Below are 11,880 nucleotides of genomic sequence, written 5' to 3'. Positions count from 1 at the left end.
CAGGAAACCCGCGCTCTCACACTCCGGTGAGGCGCTCCGGGCGGGTGTAGACGTTGCAGCCGTCGCCGCGGAGGAAGCCGACCAGCGTGATGCCGACGTCGGCGGCCAGCTCCACCGCCAGCGACGACGGCGCCGACACCGCGGCCAGCACGGGGATGCCCGCCATCGCCGCCTTCTGGGTGAGCTCGAAGCTGGCCCGCCCGCTGACCATGAGCACGTGCCCGGCCAGGGGCAGCCGGCCGGTGCGCACCGCGTCGCCGACGACCTTGTCCACGGCGTTGTGCCGGCCGACGTCCTCCCGCAGGGCCACCAGCTCGCCGTCGGCGGTGAAGAGCCCGGCCGCGTGCAGCCCGCCCGTCTTGTCGAACACCTGCTGGGCGGCGCGCAGCCGGTCCGGCAGCGCCAGCAGCGTGGCCAGCGGCAGCCGCACCCCGTCGGCGGCGACGTCGTGCCGGGTGCGGGTGCGGATCGCGTCGATGCTGGCCTTGCCGCAGACCCCGCAGGAGCTGGAGGTCAGGAAGTTGCGGTCCAGCGCCGTCTCCGGCGGCTCCACGCCCGCGGCGAGGTCGACGTCGACGACGTTGTAGGTGTTGCGGCCGTCGGCGTCGACCGAGTCGCAGTAGCGCAGCGCCAGGACGTCGGCCTCGGAGGCGATGACCCCCTCGGTGGCCAGGAAGCCGTGCACCAGGTCGAAGTCGTCCCCCGGCGTGCGCATCGTGACCGCCAGCGGCGTGCCCGACAGCCGGATCTCCAGCGGCTCCTCCGCCGCCACCGTGTCCGGACGGGTGGTGCGGTGCTCGCCGCGGATCCGCAGCACCGGCGTCCGGCTCGTGACTCGTCCCACGTCGGGCGACGGTACCCACGTGCGGGCCCTACGGTTCGCTCGTGCCCGCGCTGCCGCCCTACGCCGCCGTCGTCCTGGCGGGCGGGCGCGCGGCCCGGCTCGGTGGGCAGGCCAAGCCCCAGCTGCGGGTCGGCGACCGCTCGATGCTCGCCGCCGTCCTCGCCGCCGTCGCCGACGCCGGGACCCGGGTCGTCGTCGGGCCGCCGCAGCCGGTCCCCGACGGGGTGGTCGTCGTCCGCGAGCAGCCGCCGGGCGGTGGGCCGGTGGCCGCGATGCGGGCCGGCGTGGCGCGCGTCGACGCCGAGGTGGTCGCCGTCCTGGCCGGCGACCTGCCGTTCCTGACCGCGGAGCTGGTGCGGGGGCTCCGCGAGCGCCTCACCGGCGACGGTGTCCTCGTCGTGGACGACGCCGGCCGGGACCAGCTGCTGCTCGGTGTCTGGCGCACGGCGGCGCTGCGCGCGGCGCTGGCCGGGGCCACCGGGCACGCGCCGGTGCGCCGGGTGCTCGCCCCGCTGACGGCCACCCGCTGGCGGCCGCCGGTCGAGGCGGGCTCCCCCGCGCCGTGGACCGACTGCGACACCCCCGCCGACCTCGCCCGTGCGCGAGCGGCGGCGAGTGCGTTCACGGCCCCCGGGTAGGGGCGGCTCATGCGCGTCGTCGTCGCTGGGGCCCACGGGCAGGTCGCCCGCCGTCTCGGCCGCCTCCTGTCCGCCCGTGGTGACACCGTCGCCGGGATCGTGCGCAACCCCGGTCACGCCGAGGACCTGCGCGCCGACGGCGTCCAGCCGGTGGTGCTCGACCTGGAGCAGGCGACGGTCGAGGAGGTGGCGGACGTCGTCCGGGGCGCCGACGCGGTCGTCTTCGCCGCGGGCGCCGGCCCGGGCAGCGGGGTCCCGCGCAAGGACACCGTCGACCGCGCGGCCGCCGTCCTGCTGGCCGACGCCGCCGAACGGGCCGGCGTCCGGACCTACCTGCTGGTCTCCTCGATGGGCGTCGACCTCGTCGCCGGTGGGGCCACGCCCGAGGGGGTCGACGAGGTCTTCACGGCCTACCTGCGCGCCAAGCTCGCCGCCGAGGAGGCGGTGCTCGCCCGGCCGGCCCTGGCCGTCACGGTGGTGCGTCCCGGCGGCCTCACCGACGACCCGGGCACGGGCCGGGTGACGCTGGCACCCTCCGTCGAACGGGGATCGGTCCCCCGGGACGACGTGGCAGCCGTGCTCGCAGCCTTCCTCGACGCCCCCCGGGACGGCGCCGTGCTGGAGCTGGTCTCGGGGCAGACACCGGTCCCCGAGGCGGTCAGCTCGTCCTGAGCGCCCGGGTCCGCTCGGCCCGCGCGGCGAGCTCCTCGTCCGGCGGGTAGTCCACCGCGACGAGCGTGAGCCCGCCCGGCGGGACGACGGGCACCTCGCTCGAGCGCGCCGCCGAGCTGAGCAGCGCGGCCGGCCAGCCCGCGTCCCGCCGTCCCTCCCCGACCGCCGTCAGGGCCCCGACGAGGCTGCGGACCATCGAGTGGCAGAAGGCGTCGGCGGAGGCGTGCACCCGCACCAGGTCGCCGTCGCGCTCCACCCGCAGCTCCAGCAGCGTGCGGATGGTGGTGGCGCCCTCGCGGCGGCGGCAGAAGGCGGCGAAGTCGTGCATCCCGACGAGCCGCCGCGCGGCGGCGTCCATCGCGGCGGCGTCCAGCCGGCGGGGCCAGCCGACCGTGTCGGCCCGGCGCAACGGTGGCGGCCCGGCGTCGGCGTCGGTGAGCCGGTAGACGTAGTGCCGGGCGAGCGCGCCGAACCGGGCGTCGAACTCGGCCGGGACCTCGCGGACCGCCGTCACGGCGATGTCGGCGGGCAGCACGCCGCGCAACCGGCGGAGGAGCTTGGCCCGCTGCTCCTCCCACGCCTCGCGGGGCACGTCGGCGTGCGCGACCTGGCCGGTGGCGTGCACGCCGGCGTCGGTGCGGCCGGCGACGGTGAGGGAGACGGGGCGGCGCAGCACCCGCGCCAGCCCCTCCTCCAGGTCGGCCTGGACCGTGCGCCCGTGGGCCACGGGCTGGCGGGCCCAGCCGTGCAGGTCCGTGCCGTCGTAGGAGACGTCGAACCGGAGACGGACGAGCCCGCCACCGGATCCGGTGGCGGGCTCGTCGGCGTGCTGGGCGCTCAGGGCGTCATCGCGGGTCGGGGGCGGAGTCGCCGCCCTCGTACTGCTGGCTCGCGGTGGCGGCGTCGCCGAGCTCGGCGGCCTCGATCTCCGCGGCGGCCGCGTCGGCGACCTCCGGGGACAGCGCCGGGTCCTCGACGATCGAGACGTTCTGCCGGTGCGGCTGGGGCGTCACGGCGCCGTCGTCCTGGCGCTCGCCGTCGGGGTTGTAGAGGTCGGTGACGACCTCCTGGGCCTCGGCGTCGACCTGGCCGGCCGTGACCGCGGGCGAGGTGTCGCCGCCGGGACCGGTGGTCTCGCCGTCGAGCGTCGCGCCCTGGTCCCCGCCGCCGACGGAGACGCCGGAGGCGCCGGGGCTGCCCGGCTCGCTCACTTGGTGCCGTCCGTGTCCGCGGTGTCGCCCGCGGGCGCGTCGGTGGCGTCGTCGTCGGCCTCGTCGGCGTCCGTCTCGGTGGTGGCCTCGGCGTCGAGCTCCTCCGGGGAGTCGGCGCTGTCGGCGGAGTCGGCGCTGTCCACCGAGTCGGCGCTGTCGGCCGACTCGAGCGCGTCCGCGGTGACCTCGCCGCTGGCGGCGGCCGCGCCGGCGCCCGAGGCGAACCGGGTGCCGCGGGCCCGCTCGGCCTCGCCGACGGCCTGCTGCCCGACGGTCAGGGCCTCGACGAGCTCGATGACCGCCATCGGGGCGTTGTCGCCCTTCCGGGGGCCCACCTTCGTGATGCGGGTGTAGCCGCCGGGCCGGTTCTCGTACCGGGGGCCGATCTCGGCGAAGAGGTGGTGGACGACGTCCTTGTCCCGGATGGTCGTCATGACCTGGCGACGGGCGTGCAGGTCACCGCGCTTGGCGAAGGTCACCAGCTTCTCGGCCAGCGGGCGCAGCCGCTTGGCCTTCGCCTCGGTGGTGGTGATCCGGCCGTGCTCGAACAGCGACGTGGCCAGGTTGGCCAGCATCAGCCGCTCGTGCGACGGGGAACCGCCGAGACGGGGGCCCTTGGTGGGGGTGGGCATGTCGGTCCTTCCTCAGGCGGCCGGGCGGACGTGCCGGCTGCGTCAAGCGGTCGTGGTGCCAAGCGGGGTGGTGCGTGCCCCGGCTCCCAGTGTGCGGGTACCGAGGCGGCGCCGGACAGCGGGCTGACCCGCCGTCCGGCGCCGGTGTGCTCAGAGCTGCTCGGTCTCCTGGTACGCGGCGTCGCCGTAGTCGGCGCCGTCGGCGTACCCGGTGGTCTGGTACGCGTCGGTCTCGTAGCCCTCGTCGTAGCTCTCGATCGAGCTGGGGATGAACCCGGGCGGGCTGTCCTTGAGCGCCAGGCCCATGGCCGCCAGCTTCATCTTGACCTCGTCGATGGACTTGGCCCCGAAGTTGCGGATGTCGAGCAGGTCCGCCTCCGAACGGGTGACCAGCTCGCCGACGGTGTGCACGCCCTCGCGCTTGAGGCAGTTGTAGGACCGGACGGTGAGGTCCATGTCCTCGATCGGCATCGAGAAGTTCGCGATGTCGGCGGCCTCGGCCGGGCTGGGCCCGACCTCGATGCCCTCGGCGTCGAGGTTCAGCTCGCGCAGCAGGCCGAACAGCTCGACCAGCGTGGAGCCGGCGCTGGCGATGGCGTCGCGCGGGGCGATCGACGGCTTGGTCTCGACGTCGACGACCAGCCGGTCGAAGTCGGTCCGCTGCTCGACACGGGTCGCCTCGACGGCGTAGGTGACCTTGAGGACCGGCGAGTAGATCGAGTCGACCGGGATGCGGCCGATCTCCTGGCCGGGCTGCTTGTTCTGCGGGGCCGGCACGTAGCCGCGGCCACGCTCGACGACCAGCTCGATCTCCAGCCGGCCCTTGCCGTTGAGGGTGGCGATGTGCAGGTCGGGGTTGTGCACCTCGACGCCCGCCGGCGGCGCGATGTCCGCGGCGGTGACCTCACCGGGGCCCTGCTTGCGCAGGTACATGGTCACCGGCTCGTCCGAGTCGGAGCTGACCACGAGGCCCTTGAGGTTCAGGATGATCTCGGTGACGTCCTCCTTGACGCCCGGCACGGTGGTGAACTCGTGCAGGGTGCCCTCGATCCGGATGCTGGTGACAGCAGCACCGGGGATGGACGACAGCAGGGTGCGACGCAGGGAGTTGCCGAGCGTGTAGCCGAAGCCCGGCTCGAGCGGCTCGATGACGAACCGCGAGCGCTGCTCGGAGATCGTCTCCTCGGTCAGGGTGGGGCGCTGTGCGATGAGCACGGTCGTTCTCCTTCGTGTCCTCCGGCGACCGCCATATGACGCCGTGAGGGGGGTGGTGCTGGCTCCGGCGGACATCGGTCCGCCCGCCGGGGCCGTCGGCCCCCTCGCCGGGACCCACGCCCGCGGAGCGTGGCGCGGGTCCCGGCGAGGGGGTCCTTCCGCTACTTGGAGTAGAGCTCGACGATCAGCTGCTCCTGCACCGGGGTGTCGATCACCTGGCGGGCCGGCACGCTGTGCACGAGCACGCGCAGCTGGCTGCTGATGACCTCCAGCCACGGCGGCACGGGCCGCTCGCCGGCGCGGGCCTGGGCGACCTCGAACGGCATCATGGTCCGCGACTTCTCCGCGACCTCGATGATGTCGTTGGCGCTCACCCGGTACGACGGGATGTCGACCTTGCGGCCGTTCACCCGGATGTGGCCGTGGCGCACCAGCTGGCGGGCCATGTCACGGGACTCGGCGAAACCGGCCCGGTAGACCACGTTGTCGAGGCGCGACTCGAGGATCTGCAGGAGGACCTCACCGGTCTTGCCCTGCTTCTTGTTCGCCTCCTCGTAGTAGCCGCGGAACTGCTTCTCCAGCACGCCGTAGATGCGGCGGGCCTTCTGCTTCTCGCGCAGCTGCAGGAGGTACTCGCTGTCCTTGCTGCGGCCCCGGCCGTGCTCGCCCGGCGGGTAGGGCCGGATCTCGATCGGGCACTTCGGGGACTCGCACTTGCTGCCCTTGAGGAACAGCTTCATCTTCTCGCGCCGGCACATGCGGCAGTCGGCTCCGGTGTAACGGGCCACGTCAGGTACTCCTCGTCAGTCTCGTCTGTGGCCGGTCAGACCCGGCGGCGCTTCTTGGGGCGGCAGCCGTTGTGCGGCTGCGGCGTCACGTCCTGGATCTGACCCACCTCGAGGCCGGTGGCCTGCAGCGAGCGGATCGCGGTCTCCCGGCCGGAGCCAGGGCCCTTCACGAAGACGTCGACCTTGCGCATGCCGTGCTCCTGCGCCTTGCGCGCGGCGTTCTCGGCGGCCATCTGCGCGGCGAACGGCGTGGACTTGCGGGAGCCCTTGAACCCGACGTGCCCGGCCGAGGCCCAGCTGATCACGTTCCCGTTGGGGTCGGTGATCGACACGATCGTGTTGTTGAAGGTGCTCTTGATGTGCGCGGCGCCGTGGGCGACGTTCTTCTTCTCCTTGCGGCGGACCTTCTTGGCACCAGCCGCGGCGCGAGCCCTGGGAGGCATGTCTCTCCGGTTTCCTTCTGCTGTTCAGTGGCCAGATGCAGCACGCTGCGCGCCGTCGCTCCCGCCCTCACGGGTCGCCGCGACGGCGCGCACAGCGGCTTACTTCTTGCCGGCCTTCTTCTTGCCGGCGATGGTCTTGCGCGGGCCCTTGCTCGAGCGCGCGTTGGTGCGGGTGCGCTGACCGTGGACGGGGAGCCCACGGCGGTGGCGCAGACCCTGGTAGCAGCCGATCTCCACCTTGCGGCGGATGTCGGCGGCCACCTCACGGCGCAGGTCACCCTCGACGCGGAAGTGCTCGTCGATGTAGTCGCGCAGCTTCAGCAGGTCCTCGTCGCTGAGGTCCTTGGCGCGCAGGTCCGGGCTGACGCCCGTCGCGGCCAGGGTCTCCTTGGCGTGGGTCTTGCCGATCCCGTAGATGTAGGTGAGCGCGATCTCCATCCGCTTCTCGCGGGGCAGGTCGACGCCGGCCAGTCGTGCCATGTCTCAGGTACTCCCTCAGCCCTGCCGCTGCTTGTGGCGGGCGTTGTCGCAGATGACCATGACCCGGCCGTGCCGGCGGATCACCTTGCACTTGTCGCAGATCTTCTTCACCGACGGCTGGACCTTCACCGGTGCCGCCCCTCATTCCTGTCGATCGTGAGCCGGCCGCGGTCCGCCCGGGATCGGGCGCCGCGACACGGCGGTTACTTGTACCGGTAGACGATGCGACCGCGGGTCAGGTCGTAGGGCGAGAGCTCCACGACCACTCGGTCCTCGGGCAGGATGCGGATGTAGTGCTGTCGCATCTTGCCGCTGATGTGGGCGAGCACCCGGTGCCCGTTCTGCAGCTCCACCCGGAACATCGCGTTGGGCAGCGGCTCGACGACGCGACCCTCGACCTCGATGGCCCCGTCCTTCTTCGCCATGCCCTACACGGCCTCCCTGACTCGGTCTCCGCCCACGCCGGGACCCGGCGAGACGGTGTGGTGGTTGCTGAACAGGTGGTGCACAGGCGTTCTCGCGAGGGCGCCCTGCGTCGTGCGGCCACAGCACGACGACAGGACGGCGCGAACGCCGTCGTTCACTGTACCCCGCCCCTGCGGGGCGCTCCAACCCGGCCTCCGTCACAACGGAACCCGGCCTCCCTGCAGGGGCCCGCCGCGAGCTCGCGAGCGGTGAGGGGGCACGGAGGTCCCCCGCCTACTGGCGCGGCGTGATCCCGAAGGGGGCCAGGCCGGCGAGGCCGCCGTCCTCCGCCGTCAGGACCCAGGGGCCCTCCGGGGTGACGGCGACGGTGTGCTCGAAGTGTGCGGCGCGCGACCCGTCCTTGGTGACCACGGTCCAGCCGTCCTCGAGCTCGACGGTGGCCGGGTCGCCCACGGTGACCATCGGCTCGATCGCCAGGGCCAGGCCCGGGACCAGCCGCGGACCGCGACCGGGCCGCCCGTAGTTGAGGACGTGCGGGTCCTGGTGCATCTCCGTGCCGATGCCGTGCCCGCCGTAGTGGTCGACGATCCCGTACGGGTGCGCCTCGGCGGTGATGACCTGCTCGACCGCGTGGCTGATGTCGGTCAGCCGGTTCCCGGCCACGGCCGCGGCCAGCCCGGCCCACATCGACCGCTCGGTCACGGCCATCAACGCCGCGTCCTCGGCGGAGGGCTCCCCCACCGTGACGGTGACGGCGGAGTCGCCGTGCCACCCGTCGAGGATCGCCCCGCAGTCGATGGAGATGTTGTCGCCCTCGGCCAGGGCCCGCGTCGGGTTCGGGATGCCGTGCACGATCTCGTCGTTGATCGACGCGCAGATGCTGCCGGTGAACCCGTGGTAGCCGAGGAACGAGGGGATGGCCCCCTTGCTGCGGATCGCGTCCTCGGCGATCGCGTCCAGCTCGCCGGTGGTGACGCCGGGGCGCACCGCGGCACGCACCGCCGCGATGGCCCCGGCCACCACGAGGCCGGCCGCCCGCATGAGCTCCAGCTCGTGCGGGGTCTTGATCTGGATCATCCGTCCACTCCACTTCGCCAGCAGGGGCAGGCGGGTGAGGATCCCGGCCGACATGCGCGTCGTGCGCCTACTCGGCGTCCTGCGCGGCGGTACCGCCGTCCGGCGTGCGTCCGAGCGCCGCCAGAGCCCGCGCCGTGACCTCCTCGACGCTCCCGATGGCGTCGATCCGGGCCAGCAGCCCCTCGCCCTCGTAGAACCCCGACAGCGGAGCGGTCTGTTCCCGGTACACCTGCAGCCGGTGCCGCACGGTCTCGGGCTTGTCGTCCTCGCGCTGCACCCACTCGCCGTCGACGAGCATGCGGCGCCCGGACAGCCGGCGGACCAGCTCGTCCTCGTCCACGACGAGCTCGAGGACGCAGTCGAGGCCGTGGCCGAGCTCGGCGAGGGACTCGCGGAGCTGCTCGGCCTGGGCGATGGTCCGCGGGAAGCCGTCGAGCAGGAACCCCGCCTTGGCGTCGGGCTCGGCCAGCCGGTCCTTGACCATGGCGACGGTGATCTCGTCGGGGACCAGGTCGCCGGCGTCCATGAACGTCTTCGCCTTCAGGCCGAGTTCGGTCCTGCCGCTGACGTTGGCCCGGAAGATGTCGCCGGTCGAGATCGCGGGCGCACCCAGCTGCCCCGCGATGATCTGCGCCTGGGTCCCCTTGCCCGCGCCCGGCGGCCCGAGCAGCACGACGCGCACTACTTCAGGAACCCTTCGTAGTTGCGCTGGTTGAGTTGCGTCTCGATCTGCTTCACCGTCTCCAACCCCACTCCGACCATGATGAGCACCGCGGTCCCGCCGAACGGGAAGTTCTGGTTCTGCCCCTCCTGGGTCACCGAGAGGAACAGGTTGGGCAACACTGCCACGACGCCCAGGTAGATCGACCCGGGGAGGGTGATCCGGGAGAGCACGTACTGCAGGTACTCGGCGGTCGGCCGCCCGGGACGGATGCCGGGGATGAAGCCGCCGTAGCGCTTCATGTCGTCGGCACGCTCCTCGGGGTTGAACGTGATCGACACGTAGAAGTACGTGAAGAACACGATCAGCCCGAAGTAGATCGCGATGTGCGACCAGCTGCTCTGGTCGATCACGTAGTCCTCGAAGAACCGACGGACCGTGCCCGTCTCGTCTCCCTGCAGCTGCGAGATGAGCTGCGGCAGGTACAGCAGCGACGACGCGAAGATGACCGGGATGACGCCGGCCTGGTTCACCTTGAGCGGCAGGTAGGTCGAGGTCCCGCCGTACATGCGGCGCCCGACCATGCGCTTGGCGTACTGCACCGGGATGCGCCGCTGCGCCTGTTCGACGTAGACCACCGACGCGATGATCACCAGGGCCAGCAGGCAGATGAGCGCGAAGACGACGCCGCCGCGGGTCTGCAGGATGGAGCCGCCCTCGGCGGGGATGCGCGCGGCGATCGAGGTGAAGATCAGCACGGACATGCCGTTGCCGATCCCCTTCTCGGTCAGCAGCTCGCCGAGCCACATGATCACGGCGGTGCCGGCGGTGAGCGCGACCACCAGGATGACCGTCGTCCAGATGGAGTCCGACGGGATGATGTCGCGGTTGCAGCCGGGGAACAGCTGGCCGCTGCGGGCCAGCGCGATGATGCCGGTGCTCTGCAGGACGGCGAGCGCGATCGTGAGGTAGCGGGTGTACTGGGTCAGCTTCTGCTGCCCCGCCTGCCCCTCCTTCTTGAGCTGCTCGAACCGCGGGATGACCACCACGAGCAGCTGCACGATGATGCTCGCCGTGATGTACGGCATGATGCCGAGCGCGAAGATCGACAGCCGGAGCAGTGCTCCGCCGGAGAACAGGTTGACCAGCGAGTAGACGTCCCGCTGGCTGGAGTTCTGCGCGGCGTCGAGACAGCTGTTGATCGCCTCGACGGAGACGCCGGGGCCGGGCACCGCCGCACCGAGGCGGTACACGGCGATGACGCCCAGGGAGAACAGCAGTTTGCGCCGGAGGTCTGGCGTCCGGAACGCCGCGGCGAACGCCTGCAGCACGTGCCCTCCCCGAGTCGGTCGTGTGAGGTTAGCAACGAGGGTGGTGGCGCCCGCCCACCCGCATCGGGATCGGCGGGGCGCCGGGTGTCCGTGCCCGGCAGTGGCCCGGCAGCAGACGACCCCCGGGGCGCACGTCTCCGGTCAGGAGACGCGCCCCGGGGGTCCTGGGCTGCTCAGAGGAGCGTGGTGCTGCCCCCGGCCGCGGCGATCTTCTCGGCGGCCGACGACGAGAACGCGTGGGCGGTCACGTCCACCGCGACGCCCCCGAGCTCACCGGTGCCGAGCACCTTGACCAGCTGGCCGCGACGCACGGCGCCGGCCTGGACCAGCGCGTCGACGTCGACGGTGCCGCCCTGCGGGAACAGCGCCGCGATCCGGTCGAGGTTGACGACCTGGAACACGACCTTGTTCGGGTTCTTGAAGCCCGAGAGCTTGGGCAGACGCATGTGCAGCGGCGTCTGACCGCCCTCGAACCGCGCGGAGGTGTTGCCCCGCGCGCCGGTGCCCTTGGTACCGCGGCCGGCCGTCTTGCCCTTGGAGCCCTCACCACGACCCACGCGGGTCTTCTTGGTGTGGGCGCCCTCGGCCGGGCGCAGGTGGTGGACCTTGAGAGTCATGGAGTGTCCCTGCTCAGATCTCTTCGACGGTGACCAGGTGCGGCACCGTGGCGACCATCCCGCGGATCTCGGGACGGTCCTCCTGCACGACCGAGTCGTTGATCCGCTTGAGGCCCAGGGAGCGCAGCGTCTGGCGCTGGTTGGGCTTCGTGCCGATCGCGGACTTGATCTGGGTGACCTTCAGCTGAGGCATGTCAGACCCCCTGGCCCGCACGCGCCCGCAGCATGGCGGCCGGAGCGACGTCCTCGAGGGGCAGACCGCGGCGGGCCGCGATCTCCTCGGGGCGCACGAGGTCCTTCAGCGCCTGCATGGTCGCGTGCACGATGTTGATCGGGTTCGACGAGCCGAGGCTCTTCGACAGCACGTCGTGGATGCCGGCGCACTCCAGGACGGCGCGCACCGGGCCACCGGCGATGACACCGGTACCGGGGCTGGCCGGCTTGAGCAGCACGACGCCGGCGGCCGCCTCACCCTGCACCGGGTGCGGGATGGTGCTGGCGATGCGCGGCACCTTGTAGAAGTGCTTCTTGGCCTCCTCGACACCCTTGGCGATCGCCGCGGGCACCTCCTTGGCCTTGCCGTAGCCGACGCCCACGGTGCCGTCGCCGTCGCCCACGATCACCAGAGCGGTGAAGCTGAAGCGCCGACCACCCTTGACGACCTTGGACACGCGGTTGATGGCCACCACGCGCTCGATGTAGTTGCTCTTCTCGGCAGGAGCGCCGCCCGGCCCCCGGCCGCCGTCACGACGGTCGCGGCGGTCGTTACCGCCGCCGGCGCCGCCGCCGCGTCGCTGTGGTCCTGGCATCAGACGTCCCTCTCGATCTCGGTGTGCGTGCTCGTC

The 11,880-nt window shown here is 72.5% G+C and carries 18 protein-coding genes; 2 read left to right on the top strand and 16 right to left on the bottom strand.

Annotation, left to right across the window (positions count from 1 at the left end):
* Positions 1-16: 16 nt before the first annotated feature.
* A complete protein-coding gene (fdhD, locus tag ACI8AX_RS05640) occupies positions 17-844 on the bottom strand; it encodes a formate dehydrogenase accessory sulfurtransferase FdhD (protein WP_456548801.1) in 828 nt (275 codons plus the stop codon).
* 41 nt (positions 845-885) lie between these two features.
* Here fdhD and mobA point away from each other — a divergent pair, with 41 nt between their 5' ends.
* Both mobA and ACI8AX_RS05630 read left to right on the top strand, forming a co-directional pair.
* Positions 886-1,482 (top strand): molybdenum cofactor guanylyltransferase, encoded by a 597-nt coding sequence (mobA, locus tag ACI8AX_RS05635; protein ID WP_456548800.1) that lies wholly within the window; start codon positions 886-888, stop codon positions 1,480-1,482.
* Between the two features lie 9 nt (positions 1,483-1,491).
* Positions 1,492-2,154 carry an SDR family oxidoreductase gene (locus ACI8AX_RS05630; RefSeq protein ID WP_456548799.1) on the top strand — a complete coding sequence of 221 codons (663 nt, stop codon included), beginning with the start codon at positions 1,492-1,494 and terminating at the stop codon, positions 2,152-2,154.
* On the opposite strand, the gene truA is transcribed toward ACI8AX_RS05630, so the two are convergent.
* From truA to rpsE, 15 genes are all read right to left on the bottom strand, one after another.
* Positions 2,141-2,995 (bottom strand): tRNA pseudouridine(38-40) synthase TruA, encoded by an 855-nt coding sequence (truA, locus tag ACI8AX_RS05625; protein WP_456548829.1) that lies wholly within the window; start codon positions 2,993-2,995, stop codon positions 2,141-2,143. The two genes, ACI8AX_RS05630 and truA, sit on opposite strands and share 14 nt — an antisense overlap.
* 4 nt (positions 2,996-2,999) lie before the next feature.
* Positions 3,000-3,365, bottom strand: coding sequence for a hypothetical protein (locus ACI8AX_RS05620; RefSeq protein WP_456548798.1), 366 nt, complete (start codon positions 3,363-3,365; stop codon positions 3,000-3,002).
* Positions 3,362-3,997, bottom strand: coding sequence for a 50S ribosomal protein L17 (rplQ, locus tag ACI8AX_RS05615; RefSeq protein WP_456548797.1), 636 nt, complete (start codon positions 3,995-3,997; stop codon positions 3,362-3,364). Before rplQ ends, ACI8AX_RS05620 begins: the two co-directional genes overlap by 4 nt.
* 150 nt (positions 3,998-4,147) lie before the next feature.
* Positions 4,148-5,212 carry a DNA-directed RNA polymerase subunit alpha gene (locus ACI8AX_RS05610; RefSeq protein ID WP_456548796.1) on the bottom strand — a complete coding sequence of 355 codons (1,065 nt, stop codon included), beginning with the start codon at positions 5,210-5,212 and terminating at the stop codon, positions 4,148-4,150.
* Between the two features lie 161 nt (positions 5,213-5,373).
* Entirely contained in the window at positions 5,374-6,000 is a 627-nt protein-coding gene (gene rpsD, locus ACI8AX_RS05605) for a 30S ribosomal protein S4 (protein WP_456548795.1), read from the bottom strand.
* Between the two features lie 35 nt (positions 6,001-6,035).
* On the bottom strand, positions 6,036-6,443 hold the full coding sequence (gene rpsK / locus ACI8AX_RS05600) for a 30S ribosomal protein S11 (protein ID WP_014377968.1): 408 nt from the start codon (positions 6,441-6,443) through the stop codon (positions 6,036-6,038).
* 99 nt (positions 6,444-6,542) lie between these two features.
* Positions 6,543-6,923 carry a 30S ribosomal protein S13 gene (gene rpsM, locus ACI8AX_RS05595; protein ID WP_456548794.1) on the bottom strand — a complete coding sequence of 127 codons (381 nt, stop codon included), beginning with the start codon at positions 6,921-6,923 and terminating at the stop codon, positions 6,543-6,545.
* Between the two features lie 15 nt (positions 6,924-6,938).
* Entirely contained in the window at positions 6,939-7,052 is a 114-nt protein-coding gene (rpmJ, locus tag ACI8AX_RS05590) for a 50S ribosomal protein L36 (RefSeq protein WP_012950458.1), read from the bottom strand.
* Positions 7,053-7,126: 74 nt separating this feature from the next.
* Positions 7,127-7,348, bottom strand: coding sequence for a translation initiation factor IF-1 (infA, locus tag ACI8AX_RS05585; RefSeq protein WP_012950459.1), 222 nt, complete (start codon positions 7,346-7,348; stop codon positions 7,127-7,129).
* 274 nt (positions 7,349-7,622) lie between these two features.
* A complete protein-coding gene (map, locus tag ACI8AX_RS05580; RefSeq protein ID WP_456548793.1) occupies positions 7,623-8,480 on the bottom strand; it encodes a type I methionyl aminopeptidase in 858 nt (285 codons plus the stop codon).
* 13 nt (positions 8,481-8,493) lie between these two features.
* On the bottom strand, positions 8,494-9,108 hold the full coding sequence (locus ACI8AX_RS05575; protein WP_456548792.1) for an adenylate kinase: 615 nt from the start codon (positions 9,106-9,108) through the stop codon (positions 8,494-8,496).
* Positions 9,108-10,418 (bottom strand): preprotein translocase subunit SecY, encoded by a 1,311-nt coding sequence (gene secY, locus ACI8AX_RS05570; protein ID WP_456548791.1) that lies wholly within the window; start codon positions 10,416-10,418, stop codon positions 9,108-9,110. The genes ACI8AX_RS05575 and secY overlap by 1 nt, the downstream gene beginning before the upstream one ends.
* Before the next feature lie 173 nt (positions 10,419-10,591).
* Positions 10,592-11,035, bottom strand: a complete 444-nt coding sequence (gene rplO, locus ACI8AX_RS05565) for a 50S ribosomal protein L15 (RefSeq protein ID WP_456548790.1) — start codon at positions 11,033-11,035, stop codon at positions 10,592-10,594.
* Between the two features lie 13 nt (positions 11,036-11,048).
* Positions 11,049-11,228 carry a 50S ribosomal protein L30 gene (gene rpmD / locus ACI8AX_RS05560; protein WP_456548789.1) on the bottom strand — a complete coding sequence of 60 codons (180 nt, stop codon included), beginning with the start codon at positions 11,226-11,228 and terminating at the stop codon, positions 11,049-11,051.
* Between the two features lies 1 nt (position 11,229).
* Positions 11,230-11,844: a 30S ribosomal protein S5 gene (gene rpsE / locus ACI8AX_RS05555; protein WP_026857030.1), complete on the bottom strand. Its 615-nt coding sequence runs from the start codon at positions 11,842-11,844 to the stop codon at positions 11,230-11,232.
* Between the last annotated feature and the right edge of the window lie 36 nt (positions 11,845-11,880).

This window comes from Blastococcus sp. SYSU D00813, assembly GCF_054050735.1.
The sequence above is the reverse complement of the archived record's forward strand: the minus strand, read 5'-3'. Positions and strand labels throughout refer to the sequence as shown.

Coding starts and splice junctions, on each gene's coding strand:
- rpsK (WP_014377968.1), bottom strand. CDS start 6,443: ATGCCTCCCAGGGCTCGCGCCGCGGCTGGTGCCAAGAAGGTCCGCCGC.
- rpmD (WP_456548789.1), bottom strand. CDS start 11,228: ATGCCTCAGCTGAAGGTCACCCAGATCAAGTCCGCGATCGGCACGAAG.
- rplO (WP_456548790.1), bottom strand. CDS start 11,035: ATGACTCTCAAGGTCCACCACCTGCGCCCGGCCGAGGGCGCCCACACC.
- rpsE (WP_026857030.1), bottom strand. CDS start 11,844: ATGCCAGGACCACAGCGACGCGGCGGCGGCGCCGGCGGCGGTAACGAC.
- ACI8AX_RS05630 (WP_456548799.1), top strand. CDS start 1,492: ATGCGCGTCGTCGTCGCTGGGGCCCACGGGCAGGTCGCCCGCCGTCTC.
- map (WP_456548793.1), bottom strand. CDS start 8,480: ATGTCGGCCGGGATCCTCACCCGCCTGCCCCTGCTGGCGAAGTGGAGT.
- infA (WP_012950459.1), bottom strand. CDS start 7,348: ATGGCGAAGAAGGACGGGGCCATCGAGGTCGAGGGTCGCGTCGTCGAG.
- rplQ (WP_456548797.1), bottom strand. CDS start 3,997: ATGCCCACCCCCACCAAGGGCCCCCGTCTCGGCGGTTCCCCGTCGCAC.
- rpsM (WP_456548794.1), bottom strand. CDS start 6,923: ATGGCACGACTGGCCGGCGTCGACCTGCCCCGCGAGAAGCGGATGGAG.